Here is a 26,438-nt window from a genome sequence, read left to right on the forward strand (position 1 = left end):
CCTTCTTGAAATCCACCGGATGGTGTTGCATGTCGTCGAAAGAGCCTGATGTATGGTTCCGTTTTGTCAGGGCCCACAGGACGGTCATCCGTGAAATCGAGCGCCGGCTGGCCGCAGCGGACCTGCCGCCGTATGCCTGGTATGACGCCTTGTGGGGCCTGGAAAGCGGCCCCGATGGCACCCGCCGCATGCACGAACTGGCCGATGTGCTGGCTATTGAGCGCTATAACCTCACGCGCCTGGTAGACCGCCTGGAAAAGGACGGCCTGGTGGTGCGTTCGCGCTCCGACGGCGATGGCCGCGCGGCATTTGCGTCGATCACCGATGCCGGCCGAGCGTTGCGCAAAAAAATGTGGAAGATCTACGAAAGTACGGTGGACGAATTGTTCCTGTCGCAGATCGAACCGGAGCAGCGCCAGGGGTTTGCAGATGCATTGGAGCGCGCCGCCGGAATGGCGATGGAGGCGGGTGTTCAAACCCGTGGCCGAGGTAAGTCCGAAACGTAATGCAGATCCAGTGTGGGAGGGGGCTTGCCCCCGATGGCAATCGCGCCTCAACACCTCAGTGCTAAATCCGAATAACGCTGCTACGTTTAATCCTGGAGTGCAGGAACGTCATGACGTCGACATTTTTTCGTCATGACGGCACTTTAGGCTGGCTGTGCAGGTCATTTACTGGCAGCCGCTTTTAATTCAAGACAAGGAGCCCACTATGGACGATTACCAGGAAGAACTGCTTGAGTACCACGCGATTGAGCTGGACCCGCTGGAACCAGCAGACGACGCAACAGAGCTGTAAGACCGACGTCAGGCGGAATGCCGCTGACTGCGGCGAAATTCCCCTGGGGTCTGGTTGTTCCAACGCCTGAAGGCCCGCTGGAACGCTTGGGCTGAGGCAAAACCGAGCAAGTAGGCGATCTCGCCGAACGCCAGTTCCGTATCGCGAATGTAGGTCATGGCCAGGTCGCGGCGGGTATCGTTGAGAATCGCCCGGAACTGAGTGCCTTCTTCGGCGAGTTTTCGGCGCAGTGTCCAGGTTGGCAGCTTCAAGCGTGCCGCCACTTCTTCCAGGTCGGGTTCCCGACCGCCATTGAGCATCGGCCCGAGCAACCGCGTAATGCGCTCGCGCAGGCTGCGGGTGCGGGTCAACTGCTCCAATTCCCTTTCACACAGTTGCAGTAGCAGTTGCCAGGTACTCGGGCAATGCTGGGGGTTGCGCAGGCCCAGGGTCGATTGACTCAGGCGCACCTGGTTGGCTTCGGCGCCGAAGTGCACCGGGCTCGCGCCCAATTGGCTGTACTGCTCGCTGTAGTCGGGGGCGTCAAACTCGATCTCGATGCGTTGCGCCTGCAGCGGTTGTTGAGCCAGGCTGGCGAGCTGATGCAGCCAGCTGGAAATGATCGAGTCCACCACAAAGCGGTTGTAGGCGTTGTAGGGGCTGATGGAATAAAAACGCAGCCAGGCGCCTTCGGCATCCTCGTGAAAACTCGATTGCCCGCGATAGTTGGCGCCATACAGTGGCTCAAAGCGTGTGAGTGTGCGGGCGGCTTCGCGGACGTTGGGCGCCTGGGCGGCGGTGACGCCCGCCAGGCCCGCCTGGCTCATGCGGCTGAGTTGACCCATGCGCAAACCCAATCCAGGGTTGCCGGTCAGTTGGATGGCCGCATGGCCCAGGCGCATATAACGTGGGATCGACAAGCGCGCGCCGGCTTCGGCGAGGCGCGCCGGGTCGAGGCCGTATTGCAGCAATAGCGGCTGCGGATCCAGGCCGTGGCTGTGGATCGCATCGGCCAGGGTATGTACGAAGCCTACCGACAGATCCCCCAGGCGCACCGGCTTCACCGCGTTACAGCCAGATATTCAGCAAGCGCGCGCCACGGGCGTCGCCGTCGGCGCTGATCTGCCCGTTGTGGCTGAGGAAGCTTTGCCCGGCAGTGCTCAGGTCCCAGAACTGCCCGCGCAGGAATACGCTTATGCCGGCGCTGGCCTGGCTGATCGGTTGCTGGCTGATCAAGGTCAGGCGGCGCCACGCTTCGCCTTCGCTGAGTTCCTCGGGCTTGAGGCTGATTTCCTGGGGTGTGGAGACACTTTTAAAACCACGCCATGGACGTTCCCAGGTGTCGCGGCCGAGTACAAAGGCTGGCACCGCGATCAGCTGCGCGCCTTGTTCGTTAAGCTTGCGGTAGTTGTCCGGGTACCAGCTGTCACTGCCCACCAGCACGCCGAGGCGCCCGGCCGGAGTCTCGACCACGCTGATGACATTTTCATCACCGGGCTCGATAAAGCCGCGCTCGTCGTAGATCGGGTAGAGCTGGCGTTGCAGATCGCCGACGGGCAAGCCATCCGCTGCAAACACCACGCTGGCGTTGTACAGCGCACCATGGCCGACCTGGAGTTGCCCCTGGCTCACACTCGGGTTGGGCAGGGCGATGGAGCCGGCCACCACCGTGACCCCGAACTCCTTGGCCAGGCCGCCGAACAGCACCTGGTAGTCACGCGCCATGGCCGGGGCTTTCATGCGCAGGTAGGCGTCGTTGGTGCGGTCATCGCCGGTGGCGCTGATCCAGGCTCGCAGGAACTGCAGCGGATTGCTGATCGACAACCAATGCATCGCGTCCTTCACATGCAGCGCGTGGTACACCTCGTTTTTCTCGCCAGTGAGCATCAGCCAGGTGCCGATGTGTTCAGGTAACACGACGATGGTCTTGTCGTTGATCAGGCCTTGGTCACGGGCGTTTTGCAGGTAAGCCGCGAGCTTCAGGTGCAGGCGTTCCAGGCTCTGGTAGTCGGCGGGGAACAGCTCCGGCTGGATGCCCAGCAGGTTGCCGCGATCGGCAGGCTGGCCTTCGTTGACGGCGACGGTGCTGCGCAGGTCCGACAGGTAATGCGCCACGGGGCGCTCCTGGGTCCAGACCAGATAGGCGGCGATGGCGGCAACCAGGGCCAGGGTGACGGTAAAAGCTAGAAGTTTACGCATGGGGGAACAGACAACAGACCGGGTGCAGGGTTCGCTGACTAGGGTAGGGCCCCTGCAGAGGCTTGCCAAGGGGCGCTGTGCATTTGGATCAATAAGTTGTGAGTTTCGGTCATTGAGCGGTAGGGGATGGCCTCTTAGTCTGTGGGACATAAATCGATGGCAGGCCATTCGAGCCTTCCACGTCCCGTGATGATCCGTTGTGGAGCTGTACCATGACCGCTGCTGCCTACCCGCACCTGCTGGCCCCGTTGGACCTGGGTTTTACCACGCTGCGCAACCGTACCCTGATGGGCTCGATGCACACCGGCCTGGAAGAAAAACCCGGTGGTTTCGAGCGTATGGCCGCTTATTTTGCCGAGCGCGCCCGTGGCGGCGTGGGCCTGATGGTCACCGGCGGGATTGGCCCGAATGATGAAGGCGGCGTGTACGCTGGTGCGGCCAAGCTGACCACCGACGAAGAAGCACAAAAGCACAAGATCGTCACCCACGCGGTGCACGAGGCGGGCGGCAAGATCTGCATGCAGATCCTCCACGCCGGGCGTTATGCCTACAGCCCCAAGCAGGTCGCGCCCAGCGCGATCCAGGCGCCGATCAACCCGTTCAAACCCAAGGAGTTGGACGAAGAGGGCATCGAAAAGCAGATCCAGGATTTTGTCACCTGCTCGCTGCTGGCTCAGGTCGCCGAGTACGACGGCGTGGAAATCATGGGCTCCGAAGGTTATTTCATTAACCAGTTCCTCGCCGCCCACACCAACCACCGCACCGACCGTTGGGGTGGCAGCTACGAAAACCGCATGCGCCTCGCTGTGGAAATCGTGCGCCGTGTTCGCGAAGCGGTCGGCCCGAAGTTCATCATCATCTTCCGTTTGTCGATGCTCGACCTGGTGGAAGGCGGCAGCACCTGGGAAGAAATCGTGCAGTTGGCCAAGGCCATCGAGCAGGCCGGTGCGACCCTTATCAATACCGGGATCGGCTGGCATGAAGCGCGTATCCCGACCATCGCCACCAAAGTGCCACGCGGCGCGTTCAGCAAAGTCACGGCCAAGTTGCGCGGTGCGGTGCAGATCCCGTTGATCACCACCAACCGCATCAACACCCCGGAAATCGCCGAGCAGATCCTCGCCGAAGGCGATGCGGACATGGTCTCGATGGCACGGCCGTTCCTTGCCGACCCGGAGTTCGTCAACAAAGCCGCCGCCGGCCGCGCCGATGAAATCAACACCTGCATCGGCTGCAACCAGGCATGCCTGGACCACACCTTTGGCGGCAAGCTGACCACCTGCCTGGTCAACCCCCGCGCGTGCTATGAGACCGAGCTCAATTACCTGCCGGTCAAGCAGATCAAGAAGATTGCCGTGGTCGGCGCCGGCCCGGCGGGTCTGGCTGCGGCCACGGTGGCGGCTGAGCGCGGTCACCAGGTGACGCTGTTCGATTCGGCCAGCGAGATCGGCGGCCAGTTCAACATCGCCAAGCGTGTGCCGGGCAAGGAAGAGTTCTTCGAAACCCTGCGCTACTTCAAGCGCAAGCTGCAGACTACCCACGTTGAGCTGTGCCTCAACACCCGTGTGGATGTGGCGCAACTGGCGGCTGGCGGCTACGACGAGATCATCCTCGCCACCGGCATCGCACCGCGTACCCCGGCGATTCCCGGCGTAGACAATGCCAAGGTGCTGAGCTACCTGGACGTGATCCTCGAACGCAAGGCAGTGGGCAAGCGCGTCGCGGTGATCGGCGCCGGCGGTATTGGTTTTGACGTATCCGAATTCCTCGTCCACCAGGGCGTGTCCACCAGCCTGGATCGCGAAGCGTTCTGGAAGGAATGGGGCATCGACACTCAACTGCAAGCCCGTGGCGGCGTGGCCGGGATCAAACTCGAGCGGCATGCGCCAGCGCGTGAGGTATTCCTGCTGCAACGCAAGGCCTCCAAGGTCGGCGACGGCCTGGGCAAAACCACCGGTTGGATTCACCGCACCGGCTTGAAGAACAAGCAGGTACAGATGCTCAACAGTGTCGAGTACCTGAAGATCGACGATGACGGCCTGCATATCCGCATCGGCGCCGAGGGTGAGCCAAAACTGTTGGCGGTGGACAACATCGTCATCTGCGCCGGCCAGGACCCGTTGCGCGAATTGCACGACGGCCTCGTCGCTGCCGGCCAGAACGTGCACCTGATCGGCGGTGCTGACGTGGCGGCCGAGCTGGACGCCAAGCGTGCCATCAACCAGGGCTCGCGCCTCGCCGCCGAGCTGTAAAACCCCCGAGCGGGGCGGTGTTAGACTACCGCCCCGTTTTTCATACAGTTCCCGTTCAATGGGCCCCTTCGATTGGCTTCCCTATGCACCCCTTGAACCTTTGGCGCTGGATTGGCTGAACGGCGTCGAGTTGGCCGTGCTGCGCCTGGACCGCATCGACCCGCTGATCAGCGGCAACAAGTGGTTCAAGCTCACCGAACACCTGGCCCAGGCACAACGGGCCGGGGCCAGCGGTGTTATCAGCCTCGGCGGTGCCTACTCCAACCATCTGCACGCACTGGCGGCGGCGGGCAAGCGTTTTGGCTTTGCCACCGTCGGCCTGCTGCGCGGCCATCCGCAAGACACGCCTACCGTCCAAGACTTGGAAGCGTTCGGTATGCAGCTGCATTGGCTCGGCTACGGTGGTTATCGCGCGCGCAATGAACCGGGGTTTTGGTTGCCTTGGCGTGAGCAATATCCCCAGCTGTATCCCGTGCCGGAAGGCGGCGGCGGGTTGGAGGGGGCAATGGGCTGCGGGGTGCTGGTCGAGCAGGCCCGTGCGCAATTGAGCAAGCTGGGCTGGGCCGATTACGACGGGTGGTGGCTGGCAGCGGGCACCGGCACCACGCTGGCGGGTTTGGTGCTGGCAGAGGCGGGGGCCCATCCGGTGTACGGCGCACTGGCCGTGCCGAAGGATCACGGTGTGGCGCAGAATGTGAGTGCTTTGGTGACGGGCGGTTATGAGTTGCTGGACGCCAGCCGGGGCGGGTTCGCCAAGGTCGACCCGTTGTTGCTCGACTTTATCGAGGCCACGCAACAAGCCTGCGGCGTGCCGCTGGAACCGCTTTACACCGGCAAGGCATTACTGGCCTTGAAACAGCAGATCGAGGCCGGCCACATCGCGCCCGGCACTCGCCTGATCTTCGTGCACACCGGCGGCCTGCAAGGCCGGCGAGGGTTTACAGACTAGCGCGCTTACCCGGCATCATCCGCAGCGCCGTGTTATCGCGCATCACATAATGATGAAAGATCCCCGCCAGGGCATGCAGCCCGATCAGCCAGTAGCCGATCTTGCCGAACAGCACGTGCCAGCTTTCAATCTCTTTGGCCAGGGCCTTGTTCTCGCCAATCAGCGGCGGCAATTCCATGCCATAGAACATCACCGAATGCCCCTCGGCGCTGACGATCAGCCAGCCCGCAATCGGCATGCCGATCATCAGGGCGTACAGCGCGGCGTGCATCAGGGTGGCCAGCAGGCGTTGCCATTGCGGCGGTGCCGGTAGGATTTTCGGCGCTACCCCCAGGCTGCGCGCAAACAGGCGCAGCCACACCAGCACAAACACCGTGAGACCGAACATAAAGTGCATCTCGACGATCAGCGTGCGGGCGCCGCTGCCTTTGGGGAACTGGCCGCGTAACTCTATGCAGGCGTAGACCACCGCCAGCAGCACCACCATCAACCAGTGCAGCGCAATCGACATAGTGCTGTAGCGCGTATCGGAATTTTTCCACGGCATCGCTGGGTTCCTCGTTCATCAGGGCAAGCCTCCGTTCTTTGGCGACGGAGTCCTTTTACTCTATGCCTGTTTTGAACGGTTTGCCCTACGCGAATGCCGTTGTGTTGACCTCTATCAGTGGCTTTGCGGCATTTCACCGCGTGCCAGGCGCTGGTTGATATCGGCGATCACTGCCGGCAGGTCGGTGATGGTGTCGATCAGGTAATGCGGGCGCGAGCCTTCGAACATCGCTTCGATGCGCGTGCGTTCGCTGGCCAGGGTGGTGGCATCCAGGGCTTGGAACTGTTCATGGGTCAGGCCCAGGGCGTTGCCGGAGCAGGTCAGCGCGACGGTCCACATCCCGGCGCGACGCCCTTCAAGGATGCCGGGCACGGTGTCGTCGACCTTCACGCACGCTGCTACATCGTCAATCCCCAGTGCAATCACGTTGGCCAGGGCCTGGGCTGGCCAAGGGCGGCCGTTGGGCACTTCGTCGGTGGCGACGACATGGTCGGCGACGTAGCCATTGGTGGCAGCCAGGGCGACGACCTTGTCCATTACCTGCTTGGGATAGCCGGAGCAGGAGCCGATCCTGATGCCTTGCTTGCGCAGTTGCGCAAGGGTGTCGAGGGCGCCAGGAATCAGCGCCGAGTGTTCGGCGATCTTCTCGATCTGCAACGGCATGAAGCGTTGGTAGATGGCGGTGACGTCGTCGTCAGTGGGCGTACGGCCGAACGCCTTGCGGTAACGCTCGGCAACTTGCGGCTGGTCGCAGAGGGTGCGGATGTGGTCCCACTTGCCCATGCCCATCGGGCCGCGGGCCTCTTCGATAGAGACTTGCACGTCGAACTCGGCAAAGGCCTCGACAAAAATCTGGGTTGGCGCGAAGGAGCCGAAGTCGACCACGGTGCCGGCCCAATCGAGGATCACGGCCTGGAGGGTGTTGGGGTTTTGATAGTTCATGCGGGCGCTCCAATGGATGTAAGGGTGATGCCCATGGCCTGCAAAGCCTCAGCGATTGCACTGACGGCGGCGCCCATGTCGGCGGCGTCGACGTGACCGATGCAGCCGACGCGGAAGGTCTCCACCTGGGTCAATTTGCCGGGGTACAAGATGAAGCCCTTGGCCTTGACCCGTTCGTAGAAGTCCTTGAACTGGTAGTGCGGGTCTTGCGGGGCGTGGAAGGTGACGATGATCGGCGCCTGGATGGCAGCCGGCAGGAAGCTGCGCAGACCGAGCTTGGCCATGCCGTCCAGCAGCGCCTGGCAGTTGTCGGTGTAGCGTTGGTTTCGAACAGGCAGGCCGCCTTCTTCCTGATATTGCAGCAGCGCCTCGTGCAGGGCGGCGACCACGTGGGTCGGTGGGGTGAAGCGCCATTGGCCGGTCTTGACCCTGTAGCTGTGCTGGTCGAACAGGTCCATCGCCAGGGAATGGCAGTTGCCTTGGGCGGCGGCCAGTGCCTGCTTCTCGGCGAAGACAAAACCCATGCCGGGCACGCCTTCCAGGCATTTGCCCGAGGCGGCGATCAAGGCTTCGAACGGCACGTCGCGAGCATCAATGGGCAATGCGCCGAAGGAACTCATGGCGTCGATGATCAGGCGTTTGCCGTGGTTTTTGACGACCTGGGCGATTTCCGGTAACGGATTGAGAATGCCCGTGCTGGTTTCGCAGTGGATCAAGGCGACGTGGGTGATGCCCTTGTCGGCTTGGAGCAAACGGTCCACGTCGGCGGCAGTGGTGGGCTCATCTTCAGCGGTTTCAAAGGTGCTGAAGTCGCGGCCCAGCACTTCGCAGATCTTCGCCAGGCGCTTGCCGTAGGCGCCGTTGATCAGCACCAGTACCTTGCCGTTGCGTGGAACCAGGGTGCCGATGGCCGCTTCGACGGCAAAGGTGCCGCTGCCTTGCAAAGGCACGCAGTGATGGCTGTCCGCGCCGTTGAGGACTGCCAGCAGTCGCGTGCAGACGCTGGCGGTGAGTTGGTTGAAACGGTCATCCCATGAACCCCAGTCCACCAGCATTGCCTGACGGGTGCGGCTGGATGTGGTCAGGGGGCCAGGGGTCAGCAGGATCGGCGCGGCAGTGTTCATCGCAAGTTCTCGCAAGGCATCGGGGTGTGAAGCTACGGGGCCTAAATTGCAGTTTGGCTTGTTATCAATCAAATTGTTTGTTGTTATGCGAGCTATCAGTGAGGCCGATAACCATGAACCTGTTTCAATTGCGCGCATTCGATGCGGTAGCCCGCGAAGGCAGCTTTACCCGAGCTGCGGCGCGGCTGTTTATCAGCCAGCCGGCGGTGACCGGGCATATCAAGGCGCTGGAGGAGTACTACCAGATTCCCCTGTTGCGCCGTACGGCACGGCGGGTGGAATTGACCGAGGAGGGCGCACGCCTGGCGGCGATCACCCGGGCGATCTTCGGCCTGGTGGACGAAGCGCAGGCGCTGTTGGAGGCCAATCGGCAATTGCTCACCGGCCGCCTGGAAGTGGCGGCGGACGGTCCGCACCTGGTCATGCCGATGATCGCCAGCCTGCGTGCGCGCTACCCCGGCATCACGGTCAACCTGCGCCTGGGCAATGCCCAGGAAACCCTCGCGGCCTTGCTGTCCGAGCATGCGGATGTGGCGGTGCTGACTGAAGTGGAACCGCGCAATGGTCTGCATTTGCAACCTTTGAGCGAGTCACGCATTTGCGCGTTGGTGCCGGCTGGGCATCCGTGGGCGACGCAGGCCGAGGGCATTGCGCTCAAGCAATTGCACGAAGTGATCATGGTGCTGCGCGAGCCCAACTCCATCACCCGTCGTACCTTCGACGATGCGTGCCTGGCTGCCGAGGTTCAGCCTAAGGTGTTACTGGAACTGGACAGCCGCGAGGCAGTAACCGAGGCCGTCGCCGCCGAGTTGGGTGTGGGCGTGGTGTCGTCGATGGAGGTCAGCCAGGACCCGCGGGTGCGCGCGGTGCCGATCCAGGGCGACGGGCTGCTGAACCGGCACATGCTCGGCTGCATGGAACGACGCCGGTCGTTGCGTTTGATTCAGGCGTTTTTCGAGTTGGCGCCCTGAGGGTTTTTTGGTGGAACGATGCGTTCTCGCGCTATAAACTCTGCCCCCAAAGCGCCGGCCAGTAGACGTCTCGGCGCTATGGATATCAGAGAGTGAGTCATGGGCGCACAGTGGAAAGTCAAACATAAAGAAGCGGCATCCAATGCCAAGGGCAAGATCTTCGGCAAGCTGGTGAAAGAAATCACCATCGCCGCCCGCAACGGCGCCGACACCGCGACCAACGCTCACTTGCGTCTGGTGGTGGAGCAGGCCAAGAAGGCCTCGATGCCCAAGGAAACCCTGGACCGCGCGATCAAGAAGGGCGCCGGTCTGCTCGGTGAAACCGTGCAATACCACCGCGTGACCTACGAGGGGTTTGCCCCGCACCAGGTGCCGTTGATCGTCGAGTGCGTGACCGACAACATCAACCGCACCGTGGCGGAAATCCGCGTGGCGTTCCGCAAGGGCCAACTGGGTGCTTCGGGCTCGGTCGCCTGGGACTTCAACCATGTCGGCCTGATCGAAGCCTCCCCGGATACCCCGGACGCCGATCCGGAAATGGCCGCGATTGAAGCCGGTGCCCAGGACTTTGAAGACGGCGAAGAAGAGGGCACCACCCTGTTCATCACCGAAACCACCGACCTGGACGCGGTACAGAAAGCCTTGCCGGAGCAGGGTTTCACCGTGCTGTCGGCCAAGCTGGGCTACATCGCGAAAAACCCGGTGAGCGGGTTGAGCGATGAGCAGATGGCTGAGGTCGAGGCGTTCCTGGAAGGCCTGGACAACCATGATGACGTGCAGGATATGTTCGTCGGCCTGGCTGGCTGATTGGACTTATCGCTGGACAACTGTGGGAGGGGGCAAACCCCCTCCCGCAATGTTCAGGGGTGCTGGCTGGCTGTCAGCAAGGCCTCGATTTCTTCGAAGTTCGGTCGCGCCAACACATCCGGCTGACAGCATCTTCTTTGCAGTTCCAACAGTTCACCGCTTGCCCCACCCTCAACCCGCTCCAACAACTCTCCCAGCAACACCCCGAACGCCCGCACTTCAATTCGCTGCAACGCCCGTGTCTCCAAGGTATCGGCCTTGGCATGGAACGACGCCGCGCCAAAATCCCCGAGCAGACAATCCCCTGCGTCATTCCACAGAATATTGTGGCCGTACAAGTCGCCATGGGTGATGCCGTGCCGGTGTAAATGTGCCGCCACCGAGGCGATGCCCCGTGCCATGCGCAAGGCCACATCGGCACTGAAACGAGCGGTTGGTGCGTAGATGTCGCGGGTGCACGACGCCAGGCTCGGCAGGGCGGCGAGGTTGCGGTAGCTGGGGTCGATCAGGTCCATCACCAGGGCGGCCTGGTCGTCCGGGTGGTCGACCACGCGGCCCTCGATCTTGATCAGGTTGGGGTGCAGGCCGGCGGCAATGCAGGCCTGCATTTCGTGCAGCGGCGAGCCGTCGCTGGTGATGGTGCCTTTGTAGAGTTTGACGGCAATCGGCTTGGCTTGTGCTTTCCACAGGGCCTTGCGGATCACCCCCGAGGCGCCTTCGCCCAGCACTTCGCCCAATTCCAGGTCTGTCCACGCAATAGCCGGTGTTGCGACGTCTGCCGTCACCTCCACGGCCATTTCCACGGGGTTACCGGCATAGGCCAGCCAGGTCAGGCTTGGCAGGGCTAACAACCATTGCGGCAGGTGGGTCAGGCAGTTGGACGCGATGCGAAGCAATTCGAGGTTGTGACAATTGGCCAGGCTTTCCGGCAGGGCCGCGAGCTGGTTGCCGGCCAGCATCAGTTTTTGCAGCAGTGGACGCTCGCCCAATGCGTCAGGCAATCGGCTGATGCGGTTGTCGGTGAGGATCAGCCAGCGCAGCAACGGCGGCAGAGCGGCGGCAGGCACGTGGCTGATCTGGTTGGCCTTGAAGCCGATCATGCTCAACTTTGCGCATTGGCCCAGGCATTCCGGCAGTTCGGTAAAGGCGTTGTCCGAGCAGAACAGCACACGTAGGTGTGGCAGGCGGTGGAGGTCGTCGGGTAGGCGGCTCAGGGCGTTACCGCTGAGGTTGAGAACTTCCAGGGAGTCGGCCAGCCCGAAGATTTCTTCAGGGAATTCGGTGAGCCCGCAGGACAGGTCCAGGCGCGTAATGCCGGCCAACTGGCCGGCCTTGAGTTGGGCGAGGGTATTCATAAACGGCGCGGTCACTCGGTAAAGGGGCGTGAATGGCGCTCATGATACCGGGTCGTGGATGGGTTGCGGGCTGGCTTGTTGCAGTTGGTTCAGGCGGCTGGCGGTGCGCGCCAGGTCGATGGCCTGGCCGCTCATCGCCTGCTCCAGCGTGTGTTCGCCGATCAGGATCAGGTGCTTGTCCTTGTCGTAGAGCACGTCCACCAGGTTGATAAACCGTTGCTGCACGGCGATCGGGCACTCGGCCAGGTGCGGCAGGCCGTCGATGATCCAGTGATCGAAATCCTCGCACAGCAGCAGGTAGTCCATCACGGCGGTCAGTTGTTCACAGAGGTCGCTGAAAGTGAAGGCGATGGTGCGGGCGTCATGCTGGCGGCAGATGAGTTGTCGGTTGCCCACTGTCAGGTGCTGCGCCGGGCCATCGGTGGCAGGCAGGCCGAGCGCCGCCCGCTGGGCCGATGTGCCCGGCCACACGTACCGACCGGTGGTAAAACGCTGCACGGCATGGGCCTGGGGCAGGCTGCGAAAATCTCGGGGCGAGCTGACTTCCAGCACTTCCATGCGTGTGGCGATCAAGTCGATCACCGGCTTGAACCGTTCGTGGTACAGCGGGTTGGGCAACAGCCCTTCGGGCGCATAGTTGGAGGTGACCAGCACCAGCACGCCCCTTTGGAACAGCGCCTTGAACAGCCGCGTGATGAGCATCGCATCGCCGATATCGTGCACATGGAACTCGTCGAAACACAGCACGCGACAGCCATCGAGCAGTTCATCCAGGGTCACGCCCAGCGCATCGTCGGCCTGCTGGTGGGTGAACATGCCTCGGTGCAACCGGGCGAAGAATTCATGAAAGTGCACGCGCTGCTTCTCGGTTATGGGCAGCGCCTGGAAGAAGCCGTCCAGCAGCCAGCTTTTGCCGCGACCTACCGGACCGTGCAGGTACAGGCTGCGGGTGGGTTGGCCGGCGAGCAGGTGCCGGGTTGCGCGGGCCATGGCGGCGATTGCCTGGGCCTGGCCGGCGCTGAGGGTGTAGCCCTGTTGCCGGGCTTTGGTGTCAAAGAACGTCTGGATGGGCGAGTCGTCGTGGCCATCGGTGGGTTTACCGAGCAAACGACGGATCAAGGCAAGCACGGCCAATGGAAGTCACTCTGTGTGTCGAAGTCGCTTACTTTAGGGCGCTCGCCGCGATTTGACCAATGCACAAGGGCGCGGCCAGCCATCTCGAAAAGGCATGGAATGCAGGAAATCCTGTCCAGACTGGCAGATTCTTCCTCAGTGACTACCCTTCTACACAGCAGTCACCCCTGTATAAGGATTTGGGGCAGTGAAGGGACGAGCAGTATTGACAGTGATGGGCGCAATGCTCTGCAGCACGGTTTACGCAGCGCAACTGCAAGTGATGGTGCGCATCGACGTGCAGCGCGGCTGCCAGTTGGTGGGCACCACCCGCAGCGCTGGCATCGAGCAACTAGGCGTATTGGACTTCGGCAGCGGCCCGCGTCTGGATGACCCGGCCGGGCCCTTGAGTGCGGCGCTGATCAGCCAGCGCCAGCCGCGCCTGGAATGCAACCCCGACACCCCGTACCAGATGCGCGTCGATGGCGGCCTGAACGGCGGCACCGGCGAAGTGCGTTACCTGAGCACGGGCATCCCCTCCGGCAGGCCCATTCCTTATCGCATTTATGCCGACGCCGCGCGGCTCATCCCCTTGCCGGTGAATGTGCCGCTGAGCGGCCGTGTGCCGGACTCCGGTTCCGTCGACCTGCCGCTGTATGGCCGGATCGAACCGCTAAAAGACATCCCCGCGGTCGGTCGTTACACCGACCTGCTCAAGGTCACGGTCACATGGTGAGCCGGGGCTGGACCCTGGTGGCCATGGGTGGCTTGTTGCTGCTGGCCGAAGATGCCCGCGCGGCGGTGGCCAGCGGGTTTATCCAGGCGCGCATGGTGATCACCGCGAGTTGCGAAGTGAGCAAGGGTAACGAAATCGCCCCGGTCAGCCCGACGGGCGGCACGGCCATGCTGGACTTCGGCAGCCAGGGGCCGACGTGGAGCAATCCCTTGGCGGCGGGTGTTTCGGACGGCAGTAATGCGCCGCTGACCGTCTCGTGCAACCCGACGGTCGCCAGTTTCACCGTAACCATCGACGGCGGCACCAATGCCGTCGGCACCACCCGGCGCCTGAGCAACGGCCGCCAGACCATCCCTTATCAACTGATGGCCGACCCGCTGGGGCGCATCCCTTACACCATCGGCCAGCAACGCAGTTTTGTAGCCACCAACGGCACGCAAATGACCATCCCGGTGTGGGGCGCCGTGGTGGCCAATACCACGGCCCTCCCGGCAGGAACCTATACCGACACTTTGACGGTGACATTGGACTGGTAAATCAAAAGGATGACGATCATGCATGCACGTGTATCTCGACTCGGCGTTTGCGCACTGGGTCTGGCGATGGCCTCCAGCCTGAATGCGGCCACCACGGTGACCGGCCAGATCACCTCCAGCCTGACACTGATTGCCAGTTGCCAGGTCAACGGTTCCGGAGCGGCCACCGGCCTGAACTTCGGTAGCCTGAACTTCGGTACCACCAACAGCCTTTTCACCAATGCCGACGCCCAATTGCTCGGCGGCACCGGCACCGGGGGCGCGCTGTCGATCCTGTGTTCCAGCGGCACCACGCCAGCGGTGAAGGTGCGTGCCGGTGCGAATGATGGTGCGTCTGACGGGGGCACCCGTGCGCTGGCCGACGGCGCGGGCAACTTCGTGCCGTACGACTTCTACACCGACAGCGGCCACTCGGCGCTGCTGGCGATTGACGGCGTGATCACCCTCGCCACCAGCACCGGCGTGGCGCAAACCGTGAACCTCTATGGGCGGGCGGTGGGCAAGGCCGGGCTGCCGGCGGGCACGTACTCGGACACCGTGGCTGTTGAACTGACGTTCTGATGCGCTGGCTTTGCGCCTTGCTGGCCTGTGGGCTGGCGGTGCCGCTGCCGTTGTCGGCGGTGACCAGCCAGAGCTTTCAGGTGAGCGCGACGATTACGCCGGGCTGTTTGATCGTTGGCGGCAGCGCCAATTACGGCGCACTGAATTACGGCAGTTACTCGGCCCTGGCCACCAGCACCGTGACTGCCGCGCTGACCGGCGGTGTGACCCTGCAATGCACGCCGGGGGTGGCGTTGAGCATGAGCGTCGACGGCGGCCTGCATAACAGCAGCGGGCGCAACTTGCAGCTCAACAGCGGCAGTGCGCGGGTGGCGTACCAGCTGTTTCGGGACGCGGCGTTCAGCCAGAGCCTGGGGGTCAGTCAAAGCGTCAGCGTGACGTACAGCGATGCAAACACCATCAGCCTGCCGATCTATGGGCGGGTGGTATTACCGGGCAATCAGCCTGGGGGGACGTACAGCGACACGTTGCAGGTGCAACTGACGTGGTAGGGCTTATCGGTATAAGGAGTGGTTTTATGCGTTCACCTTCCCGGCGGCTGTGGGCCGTGGGCACGGCCCTGGGGGCGTTGTGCATGGCGGGGTTGGCGCAGGCCGCCAGCTCGGTGCTGATCTGGCCCATCGACCCGGTGCTGGAAGCGGATCAACAGGCCAGCGCGCTGTGGCTGGAGAACCGCGGCACGGAAACCGCGAGCCTGCAGATTCGCGTATTTGCCTGGAGCCAGAGCGGCTTCGACGAGCAGTACCAGAACCAGCGCGATGTGATCGGCAGCCCGCCGGTGGCCAGGATCGAGCCGGGGCAGAAGCAACTGGTGCGCCTGACCCGCACGCGTGAAGTGCCGCCGGGCCAGGAGCTGGCCTATCGCATCATCATTGATGAAATCCCCTCGCCGTTGCAGGTGCCCACGCCGCCGGAAGGCAAGAACACGGCCGCCGCCATTCGCTTCCAGATGCGCTACTCGGTGCCGTTGTTCGCCTACGGCGCGGGGCTGTGGAGCAAAGAGGACGCCACGCGTCAGCGCGATCCGGCAGGCGCGGGCAAGCCGGACCTGAGTTGGCACAAGGTCACGGTGGCGGGGCGCAACTACATCGAGGTGCGAAACCAGGGCGCGGTGCATGCGCGGCTGACCGATGCGTCGTTCAAACAGAGCGGGCAGCCCCGGCCGCTGGTGGAGGGTTTATTGGGGTATGTGCTGCCCGGCGCGACCATGCGCTGGCCGGTTCCGGATGCGGTGTCGGCTGATCAGCCGTTGCAGGTTCGCGTCAACGGTGCAGCGCAGTTGGAGACCCTTGCGCCGAAGCGTTGAGGGTGGTGTAGCGGGGCTGGGAAGCTCCGGGTGTTAAGCGGATGGAGATGTCCATTGAAGGACACAACGCCATGGTGAGTCGTGGTCGGGCTCGTCATCTATGGCTGTCGGTGGTGGTCAGCGGGCTGTGGGGCGCGGCAGTGGCGGGCGACCTGCCGCCGCCGCCGAGCAGTATGGAGGCTGTCGCCGATGCACAGCTGTTTCTGGAGTTGGTGGTCAACCAGATGGATACCGGCCGCGTCATTGCCGTCGACCAGCGCGCCGGGCAGCTATATGTGCCGGCGGGGGCGCTGCAGGACGTGGGCATGAAGCTGCCCGGTGAACTCAGCGGCAGCGTGGCGCTGGACGCAATCCCCGGTCTGCACAGCGATTACGACAGCAACGGCCAGCGCCTGCTGATCGACGTACCGCCGTCGTGGCTGCAGGAGCAGTTCATCGGCAACCGCAACACCTATCCGCGCACCCAGGCCATGAGCAGCTTTGGCGCCTTGCTCAACTACGATCTGTATTTCAACGACACCGATGAAGGCGGCAGCTACCTCGCGGCCTGGAACGAAGTGCGGCTGTTCGACAACTGGGGCACGTTGTCCAACACCGGGCAGGTCCGCCAGACCCTGGCCGACGGTATCAACGACAGTACGCTCAACAATGGCTACCGGCGTTACGACACCACCTGGCGTTTCTCTGATGATGAACGGATGCTCACCTACGAAGCGGGCGATGTAATCAGCGGTTCGCTGCCCTGGAGCAGCTCGGTGCGCTTGGGCGGGGTGCAGTTTTCGCGCGACTTTGCGGTGCGCCCCGACCTGGTCACTTATCCCTTGCCGCAATTTGCCGGTGAGGCGGCGGTGCCGTCGTCGGTGGATTTGTTCATCAACGGCTACAAATCCGAAAGCGCGCTGCTGCAACCTGGCCCTTACACCCTGACCAACGTCCCATTTATCAACGGCGCGGGTGAAGCGGTGGTGGTGACCACCGATGCCCTGGGTCGCCAGGTGTCGACCACGGTGCCGTTCTACGTCACCAGCACGTTGCTGCAACAAGGCTTGACGGATTTTTCGGTGGCGGCCGGGACGTTGCGCCGCGACTACACCGTGCGGGATTTTTCCTATGGGCCAGGAGTGACCAGCGCGACGTTGCGTTACGGCTATTCCGACAACCTGACCCTGGAAAGCCACGCCGAAGCGTCCAGTGACCTGACCCTCGGCGGGCTGGGCGGCAACGTGCGACTGGGCCACTTCGGCGTGCTCAACACGGCCCTGAGCCAGAGCCAGTTCGAAGGCCGCAACGGCCAGCAACTGAGCCTGGGTTATCAGTACAACAGCAGCCATTACAGCCTGTCCTATCAACGGGTCGAACGGCGCGCCGACTACGCCGACCTGACGCTGGTCGACACGCCCTATGCGAGTTTGAGCAAGCGCAGTGAACAGGTGACCTTGAGCCTTAATCTTGAGCGTTTCGGCAGCCTGGGCCTGGGCTATTTCGACGTGCAGGCCGCAGACGACTCGCGCACGCGGCTGCTCAACCTGAGCTGGAGCAAACCGTTGTGGCGCAACACCAGCTTCTACCTGTCGGCCAACCGCGAGATCGGCGACAGCAACTGGGCCATGCAGGCGCAACTGGTCATCCCGTTCGACCTCAACGGCAGCCTTGCGCTGAGCACCGAGCGTGGTAAGGACGGCACTGGCCGCCAGCGGGTCAACTACAGCAGCGCCGTGCCCAGCCAAGGTGGGTTCGGCTATAACCTGGGCTATGCCCAGGGCGACGCACCCAGCTATCGACAGGTTGACTTGACCTGGCGCTTGCAGTCGGTGCAACTGCAGGCCGGCGTGTATGGCAGCAGCGATGCCGAGACGCGCTGGGCGGATGCCAGCGGTTCGTTGGTGTGGATGGGCGGCGACACCTTTGCCGCCAACCGCATCAATGATGCGTTTGTGGTGGTGAGTACGCAGGGCTTTGCCGGGATTCCGGTGCGTTACGAGAACCAACTGGTGGGCGAGACCGACCGCAACGGGCATTTGCTGGTGCCCTGGAGCAGTGCGTATTACCGGGGCAAGTATGAAATCGACCCACTGAACCTGCCGCTCAATGTGCAGAGCCCCAACGTGGAACAACGGGTCTCGGTGCGCCGTGGCGCGGGTTATCTGCTGGAATTCCCGCTGCGCCGCGTGCTGGCGGCGAGCGTCACGCTGGTGGACAGCCAGCACCAGGAATTGCCCCTGGGCAGCCTGGTGGTGCATGAGCAAAGCGGCCAGCAGGCGGTGGTGGGCTGGGATGGTTTGGTGTACCTGGAAAACCTGTCGGCCCATAACACCTTGCAGGTGACGCTGGGGCCAGGACGTACCTGCCAGGCGACCTTCGATGTGGACGAGCAACAACAAGGCGTGCCGCTGGTCGGGCCGTTGGTGTGCCAGTGAGGGGCAAGGCATGCCTGCTGCTCGGGCTGCTGCTGTCAGGCCCGGCGATGGCGGCGTGCTCGGTGGTCACCAGCGCGCCGGCCAGTTTCGGCTCGATCAGTTCGATGACGGTGCGCACGGCCGCGCAAACCAGTTCGACCACCAACGCCGGGTTGCGCTGCACATCGGCGCTGATTTCGCTGCTGGTGCCGTCGGACCACTTCTACGCCACCATCACCTCGACCCAGAGCGGCATGGTCGGGCCGACCGGTGACGTGATCGGCTACACAATCTACGGCAACAACAGCAGCAGCTATCCGATCACCCGGGGCACGCAGTTCGATTTTGGTGGCGCCGGGGGGATTGCCCAGGTGTTGGGGTTGATCGCGGGGCCCGGGGCGAAAACCGTGCCGCTGTACCTGAGCAGCATCACCGGCAGCAACGTGGCGGCGGGCCTGTATACCGAGACGTTGAACATTGCCTGGAACTGGAACTATTGCTCGGGCATCGGCGTTGGCGGGATCTGCCTGGGGCGTGATATCGGCAATGCCGTCGCGACCCTGACAGTCAGCATGACCGTCACCAACGACTGCCAGATCACCGCGCCCAATATCAGCTTTGGCAGCGCCCCGGTGGTCAGTGGGTTCACGGCCGTAACGGGGCAGACTATCAATATCGCCTGCACCAAAGGCAGCGCCTACACCGTGGGCCTGAGCGATGGCCAGAACCCGCTGAGTGTGGGCGGGCGGCGCCGCATGATCTCGGGCAGCAACTACCTGGCCTACGACATTTTCAAAAGCGCCGGCACCACCCGCTGGGGCAGTGTCGGCGCGGCGCGGCGGGCCAGCTCAACGGCCGAGGTCAACCCCGGTAATGGCTTGGGCACCGGCAGCCAGGTATTCAACTACAACGCCAGAATCTACACCGACCAGACCACGCCACCCGCCGGTACCTACCTCGACAACGTGGTGCTGGACGTGGGGTTCTAGAACGGCTGCATGGACGGCGGCGGCTGATCCGTGGGGCTGACCACCGCATAGTTGTAGCCGCCGCCAGACCAGTATTGCGCCTGCAACCCATCCGCCGAGCGCTGGCCACGGGGCAGGAAACCGTTGTTCGGGCCCGGTGGGCGAATGTAGAAACTGATGCGCCGACCGTGCGGGTCTTCGTACAGCACCATGGCGGCGGCGCCTTGCTCGGTGGTGAGCAACCGGCCGCTGACCGGCTTGAAACCTGACTGGCTCAAGTCCGGCAGGCGATGGGCCTGGTTGAAGTAGCGGTCGAGCCAGGCCTGCATGGTGCCACTGTCCTGGCCGTTGTAGTCGGCGGGCATGATGCCTTCCTGGGCAAACAGACGGAACGCTTGCATCGCGTCGGCCATCGGCAACATCGACGTTTGCGTGGCTTCGCGGGCGTGCCAGCCGCCGAGGCCGCCAAGGCTCACGGCAATCAGCAATACCGCCGCCGTGGCGAAGTGACGGCGCGATTGCTGCTTGATGCGCTGGCGGATCAGCGCCGGGTCCAGCGCCGGGTTGGCCGGCTGTTGCAAGGCGCCGCTGAGTGACGCGCGCAGCAATTGCGCGTCGTGCTGCCAGGCCTGCACCTGGGCCGCGACCTCGGGGTGAGCGGCCAGATAGGTGTCGAGTACACGGCGATCGCTCTCCAGGAGTTGGTGATCGACGTAGGCATGCAGGTCGCGTTCGCTGGGGGGCAGGCTGATCATTTGAGTATCCGCAGGGAAGGGCTGGCAATTTCGCCATCGCTGAGTTGGCGCAAGGCTTGGCGTGCGCGGGACAAGCGCGACATCACGGTGCCCATGGGCACGTCGAGGATGTCGGCGACTTCCTTGTAGCTCAAGCCTTCTACCGACACCCATAACAGCAGGGCGCGCTGTTCGGTGTTGAGCTGATCGAAGGCTTGCAGGGTCGACTGGGCGATCACCGTACGCTCCACCGATGGCTGTGCATCGTCGCGGCCGGTAAAAAATTCCAGCATGCGTGCATAGCGGCGGGTGCGGCGGTGGGCGTCGAGGAACTGCCGGTAGAGGATCGAGAACAGCCACGCGCGCAGGTCGCCCTCGATGCGCTTGTCGGCCCAACGGTTGATGGCCCGCTCCAGGGTGGCCTGCACCAGGTCGTCGGCGCTGCTGGCGTTACGGGTCAGGGACACGGCAAAGCGCCGCAGCCTGGGGATGAGTTCACGTAACGGTTCGTCGAGTTCATGCATTGGCATTCAAGTCTGGCAGGGTGTGCTGAGGTAGACGCTTGCTCCTGTAGGTTATTCCACTCTTGGAGAAAAGAAACCTGACAGGTGCTGGTAAGAAGATTCTGCATAGTTTGTGAGCCTGTAATCTCGTGTTCGCCCCTCAATCGACACCTGTACTGCCAGAACTGTTTTGGCAGTGAACCTACGAGGGTGTGTCCATGACGTTTTCACCGATCGATAAGCCGTTTCTCCCCCCTCCCGCGCTCGCGCATTTGCCGGCCTTTCAGCAGGTGTTGTTTAAGCAATGGGGAAGCGGCCCGTCAACCCAGGTTGCGTATGGCTGTGTGCACCACGCCATTGAGGTGCAATCGGCGCTGGTGCCGCAAGCCACGGCGGCGGTGTGCGCAGGCCAGCGCATCAGCTATGAACAGCTCAACCGACAAGCCAATCGGTTAGCCGTGCGCTTGATTGAGCAGGGTGTGAAACGCGGTGACACGGTGGCGTTGTTTGTCGAGCGGTCGATTCCGATGCTGGTGGGGTTGTTGGCGGTATTGAAGGTGGGGGCCGCGTACGTGCCGCAGGACGCCAGAATCGTTCCGACCCTGCAGTTGGCGATGATCCTCGATTCATTGAGCAGCCCCGTGATTCTCACTTTGTCGCACCTGCTGGATGGCATTCCGCAAGAGGCGGTCCATCGCTGTCTGTGCCTGGACGTGTTCCTTGCCGAAGAACCCCAGGTCGCAGAGAACAATGACCGGGTATTTGCCGCTGCCGCCCCTGAAGACCTGTGTTTCGTGTTGTTTACTTCCGGCACGACAGGGCGTCCCAACGGCGTGTGTGTCACGCATCGCAACGTCTGCAATATCTTGCTGACATCGCCGGGGCGCATGGGCATGGCGCCAGGCCGCAATGTCGGGCAGATCCTCAATATCGGTTTTGATATGGCCGCCTGGGAGATTCTCGGCTGCCTGGCCCAAGGGGCGACTCTGCTGATTCGTGGCAAGGACATCGCCCAGACGGCTGCACAGTGCCATGTGTTGATCGCGACGCCCTCGATACTCTCTACGCTGGATCCCAGGCAGTGTCCCGAACTCGATGTGGTCGCCGTGGCCGGAGAGCCCTGTTCCCATGCGCTTGCCGAACAGTGGGCTGCACACTGCACGTTCTACAACGGCTGCGGCCCGACTGAAACCACCATCATCAATACGCTGCACCGGCATGTACCGGGCGCGTTATTGACCATCGGCCAGCCGACCGCCAATAACACCGTGTATGTGCTTGACGAACAGGGACGTGCCTGTGAGCTGGGCGAAATGGGTGAAATGTGGGCCGGCGGCGCGGGGGTGACGGCTGGTTATCTCAATAACCCGGCGTTGACCTTGGAGCGTTACCACCCGGACCCCTTCCTTGGCGGCGATGCCATGATGTTTCGCACGCGGGACCTGGGGCGCTGGACGGCCGACGGGCAACTCGAACATTTGGGGCGAGTGGATGACCAAGTGAAAATTCGCGGTTTTCGGGTGGAACTGGACGCCGTGTCTGCAGCCTTGGAAGCCGCCGACGGTTGTGCGCGGGCGGTCGCGCTGAAGCTCGACGACCGCAGCCTGGTGGCGTTTGTTTCGCCGGCCAGCGCCGACATTGACGCCTGCCGCATCCAATGCGAGCAGCGCCTGGCTTACTACTGCGTGCCGTTGCTGATTTTCGCCGTGGAGCATTTTCCACTGACCGCCAGGGGCAAGATCGACAAGGCGCTATTGCTGCAGCGAGCCCGGAAACGGTGTGAGGCGTTGCTGGCGCTCTCGCAAGCGGAGGCCTGCCATGATTGATGCGCTGACCCACACCGTTGTACCGCCCAAACTGTCGCTTTGGCGCCGCTGGTCTGCGTTGCCGTTATTCTCTTATTACAACCGCCTGGTGGCCCTGGTATTGATGGGAAACGCGGCCTATGTGTGGTTGAACCTGCAAGGCATAACGGTTCAGGTGCTGTCGGACATGGTGTTGGTCAATCTTTCGGTTGTCATCTTGATTCGCCAGCAATACGTCATAAATGCGCTGTTCTGGCTGGCGACGCGGATTCCGCGCTCATGGCCGCTGCGCGTGCGGCGCAGCGCGGCCAAGGTGTACCACATCGGTGGGTTGCACAGCGGCGCAGCCCTGGCGGCCACCGGTTGGTTTGCGGCCCTGTTCGGGGTGCAGGTCACGCGTTATTTGCATGAGCCTGGCAGCGTTTCGTCTGCCTGGCTGTGGGTCTGCAGCACGCTGCTGAGCCTGTTGCTGCTGATGGTGATCATGGCTCAACCGGGCATTCGTGGCAGGTTTCACAACGCGTTCGAGCGGGTTCATCGGTTTGCTGGCTGGGGCGCGTTGCTGTTGTTCTGGGGGCTGACGCTATTGGCATCCGTCGAGCACGCATCGAGCCTGCTGCACAGTGGGGCGTTCTGGATGCTGGTGCTGCTGACTCTCAGCATCGCTTTGCCCTGGCTGCGGCTGCGCAAGGTCGCTGTTGAGCACACGCGACCTTCCGGGCATGCGGTCATCACGCGCTTTAAACACACCACACCGTTCCCGGGCTCGTCCAATGCGATCAGCCGGCATCCGCTGCTGGAGTGGCATGCCTTTGCCAATATCCCCGCACCCGGTGAGGCAGGTTTTCGCCTGATCATTTCCCGGGCAGGGGATTGGACTGGGCGGTATATCGAGGACCTGCCTGAGCATGTCTGGGTAAAGGGCATCACGACCGCTGGCGTGGCCAATGTGGAGACCCTGTTCAAGTCTGTGGTGTACATCGCCACCGGCAGTGGCATCGGGCCGGTCATGCCGCATCTGCTCGCCGCGCAGGTGCCTATCCGGTTGATCTGGTCTACCCGTAGCCCGCGTAAAACCTACGGTGACGCGCTGGTCGAAGAAATTCTGCTGGCCCAGCCAGACGCGGTGATCTGGGACACCGATGAGCGCGGCAAACCTGACCTGGTGCAACTGGCCTACGGCGCTGTGCAGCTCTTTGGGGCGGAAGCGGTGATCTGTATTGCCAACCAGGGGTTGACGCAGCGGGTGGTGGCAGAGCTGGAGGCCAGGGATATACCGGCCTATGGCGCTATCTGGGACTCCTGAAACAGCGCTTTGTTAGTCGAGTGATATCAATCTGTGGAGGTGTTTATGCATGTAGTGTTCGAGCGTCATGGGCGGGTGGTTCTGGTCAGGTTGAACCGCCCCGAAGTCAAAAACGCGCTGAGTTCGGCACTGATGACGGAGCTGGTTTCGTGCCTGGCTGCCCTGGATCAAGATCCCCAGGTCGGGTGTCTTGTGATCACTGGGAGTGCGGCGTATTTCGCTGCGGGGGCTGATATCAAGGAGATGAGTGGCAAGTCCTACCTGGACATGCTGAATGAGGACTATTTTGTTGGCTGGGAGGGTTTTGCCCGTTTGCGCACGCCGACGATCGCTGCAGTGTCTGGCTACGCGTTCGGAGGTGGCTGTGAGCTGGCGCTGATGTGCGACATGATTTTCGCTGCCGACACCGCCACCTTTGCCCAGCCGGAAATCAAGCTGGGCGTAATCCCTGGCATGGGGGCGACCCAGCGTTTGACGGGTTTGATCGGCAAGGCCAAGACCATGGACCTGGTATTGACCGGGCGGCCGATGTCCGCCCAGGAGGCGGAACAGGCAGGGATGGTGTCTCGCATCTACCCGGCGGCGACCTTGCTTGAGCAGACACTGGCGGTCGCCGGGCAGGTTGCCGGGTACTCCCGGTTAGCCACCCGCGCGGCGCGGGAGGCGGTAGCGCAATCCCTGGAGATTGGTTTGCATGACGGTGTGCGCCTGGAGCGTCGGCTGTTTCACGGCTTGTTTGCCACCGCCGATCAACAGGAGGGGATGCGGGCGTTTCTGGACAAGCGGCCAGCATTGTTTAACCAGGCGTAGAAGGGCGCTCAGCCCGGTGCGCGCTCTGCTCTGAAAAAAACTACAGTGAATGGGGAATAAGCCTACATGAGATTCGTCTTATAGCTCATTTCCCCTGTGGCCTAGTGCCCTGGAGCTTTTTCATGGTAGATCACTCATCGCCGCCTCGGGCTCCACTGAGCGCTGGCAGTCTGCTCGTCAGGTTGGCGGGTATCGGCGCTGTGGTTGCGGTTGTGGCGGGGGCCTTTGCCTACGTCAATGGCACCCTCGACCCACAGCGCCTGCGCCCGAAAACCTTGGTCAATGCCCTGGAAACCAATAACGGCGTACACCCTGGTTTTCGCCGTAACCATGCCAAGGGCGTATGCGTGGCCGGTTATTTCGAGAGCACTCCCGAGGCGCGTGCGTACTCCAGTGCCCAAGTGTTCAGCGAGGCCAAGACGCCGCTGGTCGGGCGGTTTGCCTTGCCGAGTGGAAATCCTTATGCGCCGGACAGCAGTGTGCCGATCCGCAGCTTCGCTGTGCAATTCAGCCAGGCCAATGGCCAGCAATGGCGCACCGGCATGAACAGCATGCCGGTGTTCCCGGTGGGCACGCCCGAGGCGTTCTACCAGATGCTCAAGGCCGGCGCGCCCGACCCGGCCACCGGCAAGCCGAACCCGGCGAACATGCCGGCATTTTTTGCCGCGCATCCCGAAACGGCGGCGTTTTTGGCGTGGGTCAAGACCGCGAAACCATCGGCCAGCTATGCCACCGAAACCTACAACGGCATCAACGCGTTTTACCTGGTGAGCGCTGATGGCACGCGCCAGGCTGTGCGCTGGGGCGTAGTGCCGCAGAGCCAGGACGCGGCGGGGGATGCAGCGCCGGCCGCTGCTGACTTTCTTGAGAAAAACCTGGTGCAGCGCCTGGCGTCAGGGCCGTTGCGTTGGCAGTTGAACATGACCCTGGCCAACCCCGGCGACCCGCTCGACGACGCGAGCAAGACCTGGACCGGCGAGCACAAGGTGTTGAACGCCGGCACCCTGGTGCTGCAAAGCAGCCAACCCCAGGCCGACGGTGATTGCCGCGACATCAACTTCGACCCGTTGATTCTGCCCAGTGGCATCGAAGCCTCCAATGACCCACTGCTGGCCGCCCGTTCGGCGGCGTATGCCAGTTCATACCTGCGCCGTGCCGGTGAAGTCAGCCCGTTGCACAGTGCCCCTCAGGAGTCGAAACCATGAATGCCCAGCCTCGGTTTTTTGCGCCCTTGGCACGCCTGCTGCACTGGTTGATGGCGCTGCTGGTCATCGCCATGTTGTTTATCGGCGCAGGCCTGGCGGCGTCGGTGTCAGAGCGGCACGAGTGGTTGATCCACCTGCACAAGCCGCTGGGGATTGCGATCCTGGCGTTGGTGATCGTGCGTCTGGCGGTGCGCTTTTCCACCCGTCAGCCGCCATTGCCGTCTGACTTGCCGCTGTGGCAAGTGCTGGCGGCCAAGGCATCGCATCTGGTGTTGTACGCATTGATGCTGGTGTTGCCGCTGCTCGGCTGGGCGATGATCTCGGCGGCGGGCGACCCGGTGATGCTCAGCAGTTCGGTGCAACTGCCGGCGCTGGTCGGGGCCAATGCGCCGTTGTTTGCGCTGCTGCGCAAGGCCCATGGGTTCCTGGCCTACCTGCTGTTTTTGACGGTGCTGGTCCACCTGGCGGCGGCGTTGTTCCACGGGCTGATTCGACGGGACGGCGTGTTGCAGAGCATGACCGGCACCAAGGACTGA

General features: G+C 62.9%; 26 protein-coding genes. 17 read left to right on the plus strand and 9 right to left on the minus strand.

The window, feature by feature from the left end; all coding sequences use genetic code 11:
* Positions 1-29: 29 nt before the first annotated feature.
* Positions 30-506, plus strand: coding sequence for a MarR family winged helix-turn-helix transcriptional regulator (locus AOA60_RS25320; protein WP_099586650.1), 477 nt, complete (start codon positions 30-32; stop codon positions 504-506).
* 300 nt (positions 507-806) lie between these two features.
* Here the strand turns inward: AOA60_RS25320 and AOA60_RS25325 are convergent, their stop codons facing one another.
* Together AOA60_RS25325 and AOA60_RS25330 are read right to left on the minus strand one after the other, a co-directional pair.
* The gene (locus tag AOA60_RS25325; protein WP_099586651.1) at positions 807-1,841 is read right to left on the minus strand and encodes an AraC family transcriptional regulator; all 1,035 of its coding nucleotides are present in this window, start codon (positions 1,839-1,841) and stop codon (positions 807-809) included.
* Positions 1,842-1,845: 4 nt separating this feature from the next.
* Positions 1,846-2,976: a carbon-nitrogen hydrolase family protein gene (locus AOA60_RS25330; protein WP_099586652.1), complete on the minus strand. Its 1,131-nt coding sequence runs from the start codon at positions 2,974-2,976 to the stop codon at positions 1,846-1,848.
* 212 nt (positions 2,977-3,188) lie between these two features.
* Between AOA60_RS25330 and AOA60_RS25335 the strand changes: the two genes are divergently transcribed.
* Together AOA60_RS25335 and AOA60_RS25340 are read left to right on the plus strand one after the other, a co-directional pair.
* The gene (locus tag AOA60_RS25335) at positions 3,189-5,228 is read left to right on the plus strand and encodes an NADPH-dependent 2,4-dienoyl-CoA reductase (RefSeq protein WP_099586653.1); all 2,040 of its coding nucleotides are present in this window, start codon (positions 3,189-3,191) and stop codon (positions 5,226-5,228) included.
* A gap of 58 nt (positions 5,229-5,286) precedes the next feature.
* Positions 5,287-6,177 carry a 1-aminocyclopropane-1-carboxylate deaminase/D-cysteine desulfhydrase gene (locus AOA60_RS25340; RefSeq protein WP_099586654.1) on the plus strand — a complete coding sequence of 297 codons (891 nt, stop codon included), beginning with the start codon at positions 5,287-5,289 and terminating at the stop codon, positions 6,175-6,177.
* On the opposite strand, the gene AOA60_RS25345 is transcribed toward AOA60_RS25340, so the two are convergent.
* The 3 genes from AOA60_RS25345 to AOA60_RS25355 form a co-directional block, all read right to left on the minus strand.
* Positions 6,167-6,724, minus strand: a complete 558-nt coding sequence (locus AOA60_RS25345; protein WP_099586655.1) for a cytochrome b — start codon at positions 6,722-6,724, stop codon at positions 6,167-6,169. The genes AOA60_RS25340 and AOA60_RS25345 overlap by 11 nt on opposite strands.
* 114 nt (positions 6,725-6,838) lie before the next feature.
* A complete protein-coding gene (gene phnX, locus AOA60_RS25350) occupies positions 6,839-7,666 on the minus strand; it encodes a phosphonoacetaldehyde hydrolase (RefSeq protein ID WP_099586656.1) in 828 nt (275 codons plus the stop codon).
* The gene (locus AOA60_RS25355; protein WP_099586657.1) at positions 7,663-8,790 is read right to left on the minus strand and encodes a 2-aminoethylphosphonate--pyruvate transaminase; all 1,128 of its coding nucleotides are present in this window, start codon (positions 8,788-8,790) and stop codon (positions 7,663-7,665) included. Before AOA60_RS25355 ends, phnX begins: the two co-directional genes overlap by 4 nt.
* A gap of 113 nt (positions 8,791-8,903) precedes the next feature.
* Here AOA60_RS25355 and AOA60_RS25360 point away from each other — a divergent pair, with 113 nt between their 5' ends.
* The gene (locus AOA60_RS25360) at positions 8,904-9,761 is read left to right on the plus strand and encodes a LysR substrate-binding domain-containing protein (protein ID WP_099586658.1); all 858 of its coding nucleotides are present in this window, start codon (positions 8,904-8,906) and stop codon (positions 9,759-9,761) included.
* A 99-nt stretch (positions 9,762-9,860) separates the two neighbouring features.
* Positions 9,861-10,568 carry a YebC/PmpR family DNA-binding transcriptional regulator gene (locus AOA60_RS25365; protein ID WP_099586659.1) on the plus strand — a complete coding sequence of 236 codons (708 nt, stop codon included), beginning with the start codon at positions 9,861-9,863 and terminating at the stop codon, positions 10,566-10,568.
* A 53-nt stretch (positions 10,569-10,621) separates the two neighbouring features.
* Here the strand turns inward: AOA60_RS25365 and AOA60_RS25370 are convergent, their stop codons facing one another.
* On the minus strand, positions 10,622-11,923 hold the full coding sequence (locus AOA60_RS25370; protein ID WP_099586712.1) for a protein kinase: 1,302 nt from the start codon (positions 11,921-11,923) through the stop codon (positions 10,622-10,624).
* Positions 11,924-11,962: 39 nt separating this feature from the next.
* Positions 11,963-13,057, minus strand: coding sequence for a cell division protein ZapE (gene zapE / locus AOA60_RS25375; RefSeq protein ID WP_099586660.1), 1,095 nt, complete (start codon positions 13,055-13,057; stop codon positions 11,963-11,965).
* A gap of 223 nt (positions 13,058-13,280) precedes the next feature.
* Between zapE and AOA60_RS25380 the strand changes: the two genes are divergently transcribed.
* From AOA60_RS25380 to AOA60_RS25410, 7 genes are all read left to right on the plus strand, one after another.
* Positions 13,281-13,772: a spore coat U domain-containing protein gene (locus tag AOA60_RS25380; protein ID WP_178075421.1), complete on the plus strand. Its 492-nt coding sequence runs from the start codon at positions 13,281-13,283 to the stop codon at positions 13,770-13,772.
* Positions 13,766-14,308 carry a spore coat U domain-containing protein gene (locus AOA60_RS25385; RefSeq protein WP_099586662.1) on the plus strand — a complete coding sequence of 181 codons (543 nt, stop codon included), beginning with the start codon at positions 13,766-13,768 and terminating at the stop codon, positions 14,306-14,308. The genes AOA60_RS25380 and AOA60_RS25385 overlap by 7 nt, the downstream gene beginning before the upstream one ends.
* Before the next feature lie 18 nt (positions 14,309-14,326).
* Positions 14,327-14,869, plus strand: a complete 543-nt coding sequence (locus AOA60_RS25390) for a spore coat protein U domain-containing protein (RefSeq protein ID WP_099586663.1) — start codon at positions 14,327-14,329, stop codon at positions 14,867-14,869.
* Positions 14,869-15,360 carry a spore coat U domain-containing protein gene (locus tag AOA60_RS25395; protein WP_099586664.1) on the plus strand — a complete coding sequence of 164 codons (492 nt, stop codon included), beginning with the start codon at positions 14,869-14,871 and terminating at the stop codon, positions 15,358-15,360. The genes AOA60_RS25390 and AOA60_RS25395 overlap by 1 nt, the downstream gene beginning before the upstream one ends.
* A 26-nt stretch (positions 15,361-15,386) precedes the next feature.
* Positions 15,387-16,175 (plus strand): molecular chaperone, encoded by a 789-nt coding sequence (locus AOA60_RS25400; protein ID WP_099586665.1) that lies wholly within the window; start codon positions 15,387-15,389, stop codon positions 16,173-16,175.
* A gap of 71 nt (positions 16,176-16,246) precedes the next feature.
* Positions 16,247-18,592, plus strand: coding sequence for a fimbria/pilus outer membrane usher protein (locus AOA60_RS25405; RefSeq protein ID WP_099586666.1), 2,346 nt, complete (start codon positions 16,247-16,249; stop codon positions 18,590-18,592).
* 47 nt (positions 18,593-18,639) lie between these two features.
* Positions 18,640-19,560, plus strand: coding sequence for a spore coat U domain-containing protein (locus AOA60_RS25410; protein WP_099586713.1), 921 nt, complete (start codon positions 18,640-18,642; stop codon positions 19,558-19,560).
* Here AOA60_RS25410 and AOA60_RS25415 read toward each other — a convergent pair.
* Complete coding sequence (locus AOA60_RS25415; protein WP_099586667.1) at positions 19,557-20,294, minus strand: anti-sigma factor; 738 nt, start codon at positions 20,292-20,294, stop codon at positions 19,557-19,559. The two genes, AOA60_RS25410 and AOA60_RS25415, sit on opposite strands and share 4 nt — an antisense overlap.
* On the minus strand, positions 20,291-20,797 hold the full coding sequence (locus tag AOA60_RS25420) for a sigma-70 family RNA polymerase sigma factor (protein ID WP_099586668.1): 507 nt from the start codon (positions 20,795-20,797) through the stop codon (positions 20,291-20,293). The genes AOA60_RS25415 and AOA60_RS25420 overlap by 4 nt, the downstream gene beginning before the upstream one ends.
* 197 nt (positions 20,798-20,994) lie before the next feature.
* Here AOA60_RS25420 and AOA60_RS25425 point away from each other — a divergent pair, with 197 nt between their 5' ends.
* The 5 genes from AOA60_RS25425 to AOA60_RS25445 all read left to right on the plus strand — a co-directional run bounded on the left by AOA60_RS25425 (position 20,995) and on the right by AOA60_RS25445 (position 26,438).
* Positions 20,995-22,602 carry an amino acid adenylation domain-containing protein gene (locus AOA60_RS25425; RefSeq protein ID WP_099586669.1) on the plus strand — a complete coding sequence of 536 codons (1,608 nt, stop codon included), beginning with the start codon at positions 20,995-20,997 and terminating at the stop codon, positions 22,600-22,602.
* A complete protein-coding gene (locus AOA60_RS25430; RefSeq protein ID WP_099586670.1) occupies positions 22,595-23,887 on the plus strand; it encodes a hypothetical protein in 1,293 nt (430 codons plus the stop codon). The genes AOA60_RS25425 and AOA60_RS25430 overlap by 8 nt, the downstream gene beginning before the upstream one ends.
* Before the next feature lie 45 nt (positions 23,888-23,932).
* On the plus strand, positions 23,933-24,697 hold the full coding sequence (locus AOA60_RS25435; RefSeq protein ID WP_099586671.1) for an enoyl-CoA hydratase-related protein: 765 nt from the start codon (positions 23,933-23,935) through the stop codon (positions 24,695-24,697).
* 122 nt (positions 24,698-24,819) lie between these two features.
* Positions 24,820-25,902, plus strand: coding sequence for a catalase family peroxidase (locus tag AOA60_RS25440; protein ID WP_099586672.1), 1,083 nt, complete (start codon positions 24,820-24,822; stop codon positions 25,900-25,902).
* Entirely contained in the window at positions 25,899-26,438 is a 540-nt protein-coding gene (locus AOA60_RS25445) for a cytochrome b (RefSeq protein WP_099586673.1), read from the plus strand. Before AOA60_RS25440 ends, AOA60_RS25445 begins: the two co-directional genes overlap by 4 nt.

Origin of the sequence: Pseudomonas sp. 2822-17 (assembly GCF_002742485.1) — a bacterium.
GTDB classification, from domain to species: Bacteria; Pseudomonadota; Gammaproteobacteria; order Pseudomonadales; family Pseudomonadaceae; genus Aquipseudomonas; species Aquipseudomonas cyclaminis.

Bases quoted from the DNA above. Each gene is read 5' to 3' on its own strand.
- AOA60_RS25320 (WP_099586650.1), top strand. From the start codon at position 30: ATGTCGTCGAAAGAGCCTGATGTATGGTTCCGTTTTGTCAGGGCCCAC.
- AOA60_RS25330 (WP_099586652.1), bottom strand. From the start codon at position 2,976: ATGCGTAAACTTCTAGCTTTTACCGTCACCCTGGCCCTGGTTGCCGCC.
- AOA60_RS25335 (WP_099586653.1), top strand. From the start codon at position 3,189: ATGACCGCTGCTGCCTACCCGCACCTGCTGGCCCCGTTGGACCTGGGT.
- AOA60_RS25340 (WP_099586654.1), top strand. From the start codon at position 5,287: ATGGGCCCCTTCGATTGGCTTCCCTATGCACCCCTTGAACCTTTGGCG.
- AOA60_RS25345 (WP_099586655.1), bottom strand. From the start codon at position 6,724: ATGCCGTGGAAAAATTCCGATACGCGCTACAGCACTATGTCGATTGCG.
- phnX (WP_099586656.1), bottom strand. From the start codon at position 7,666: ATGAACTATCAAAACCCCAACACCCTCCAGGCCGTGATCCTCGATTGG.
- AOA60_RS25355 (WP_099586657.1), bottom strand. From the start codon at position 8,790: ATGAACACTGCCGCGCCGATCCTGCTGACCCCTGGCCCCCTGACCACA.
- AOA60_RS25360 (WP_099586658.1), top strand. From the start codon at position 8,904: ATGAACCTGTTTCAATTGCGCGCATTCGATGCGGTAGCCCGCGAAGGC.
- AOA60_RS25365 (WP_099586659.1), top strand. From the start codon at position 9,861: ATGGGCGCACAGTGGAAAGTCAAACATAAAGAAGCGGCATCCAATGCC.
- AOA60_RS25370 (WP_099586712.1), bottom strand. From the start codon at position 11,923: ATGAATACCCTCGCCCAACTCAAGGCCGGCCAGTTGGCCGGCATTACG.
- AOA60_RS25380 (WP_178075421.1), top strand. From the start codon at position 13,281: ATGCTCTGCAGCACGGTTTACGCAGCGCAACTGCAAGTGATGGTGCGC.
- AOA60_RS25385 (WP_099586662.1), top strand. From the start codon at position 13,766: ATGGTGAGCCGGGGCTGGACCCTGGTGGCCATGGGTGGCTTGTTGCTG.
- AOA60_RS25390 (WP_099586663.1), top strand. From the start codon at position 14,327: ATGCATGCACGTGTATCTCGACTCGGCGTTTGCGCACTGGGTCTGGCG.
- AOA60_RS25395 (WP_099586664.1), top strand. From the start codon at position 14,869: ATGCGCTGGCTTTGCGCCTTGCTGGCCTGTGGGCTGGCGGTGCCGCTG.
- AOA60_RS25400 (WP_099586665.1), top strand. From the start codon at position 15,387: ATGCGTTCACCTTCCCGGCGGCTGTGGGCCGTGGGCACGGCCCTGGGG.
- AOA60_RS25405 (WP_099586666.1), top strand. From the start codon at position 16,247: ATGGTGAGTCGTGGTCGGGCTCGTCATCTATGGCTGTCGGTGGTGGTC.
- AOA60_RS25410 (WP_099586713.1), top strand. From the start codon at position 18,640: ATGGCGGCGTGCTCGGTGGTCACCAGCGCGCCGGCCAGTTTCGGCTCG.
- AOA60_RS25415 (WP_099586667.1), bottom strand. From the start codon at position 20,294: ATGATCAGCCTGCCCCCCAGCGAACGCGACCTGCATGCCTACGTCGAT.
- AOA60_RS25420 (WP_099586668.1), bottom strand. From the start codon at position 20,797: ATGCATGAACTCGACGAACCGTTACGTGAACTCATCCCCAGGCTGCGG.
- AOA60_RS25425 (WP_099586669.1), top strand. From the start codon at position 20,995: ATGACGTTTTCACCGATCGATAAGCCGTTTCTCCCCCCTCCCGCGCTC.
- AOA60_RS25430 (WP_099586670.1), top strand. From the start codon at position 22,595: ATGATTGATGCGCTGACCCACACCGTTGTACCGCCCAAACTGTCGCTT.
- AOA60_RS25435 (WP_099586671.1), top strand. From the start codon at position 23,933: ATGCATGTAGTGTTCGAGCGTCATGGGCGGGTGGTTCTGGTCAGGTTG.
- AOA60_RS25440 (WP_099586672.1), top strand. From the start codon at position 24,820: ATGGTAGATCACTCATCGCCGCCTCGGGCTCCACTGAGCGCTGGCAGT.
- AOA60_RS25445 (WP_099586673.1), top strand. From the start codon at position 25,899: ATGAATGCCCAGCCTCGGTTTTTTGCGCCCTTGGCACGCCTGCTGCAC.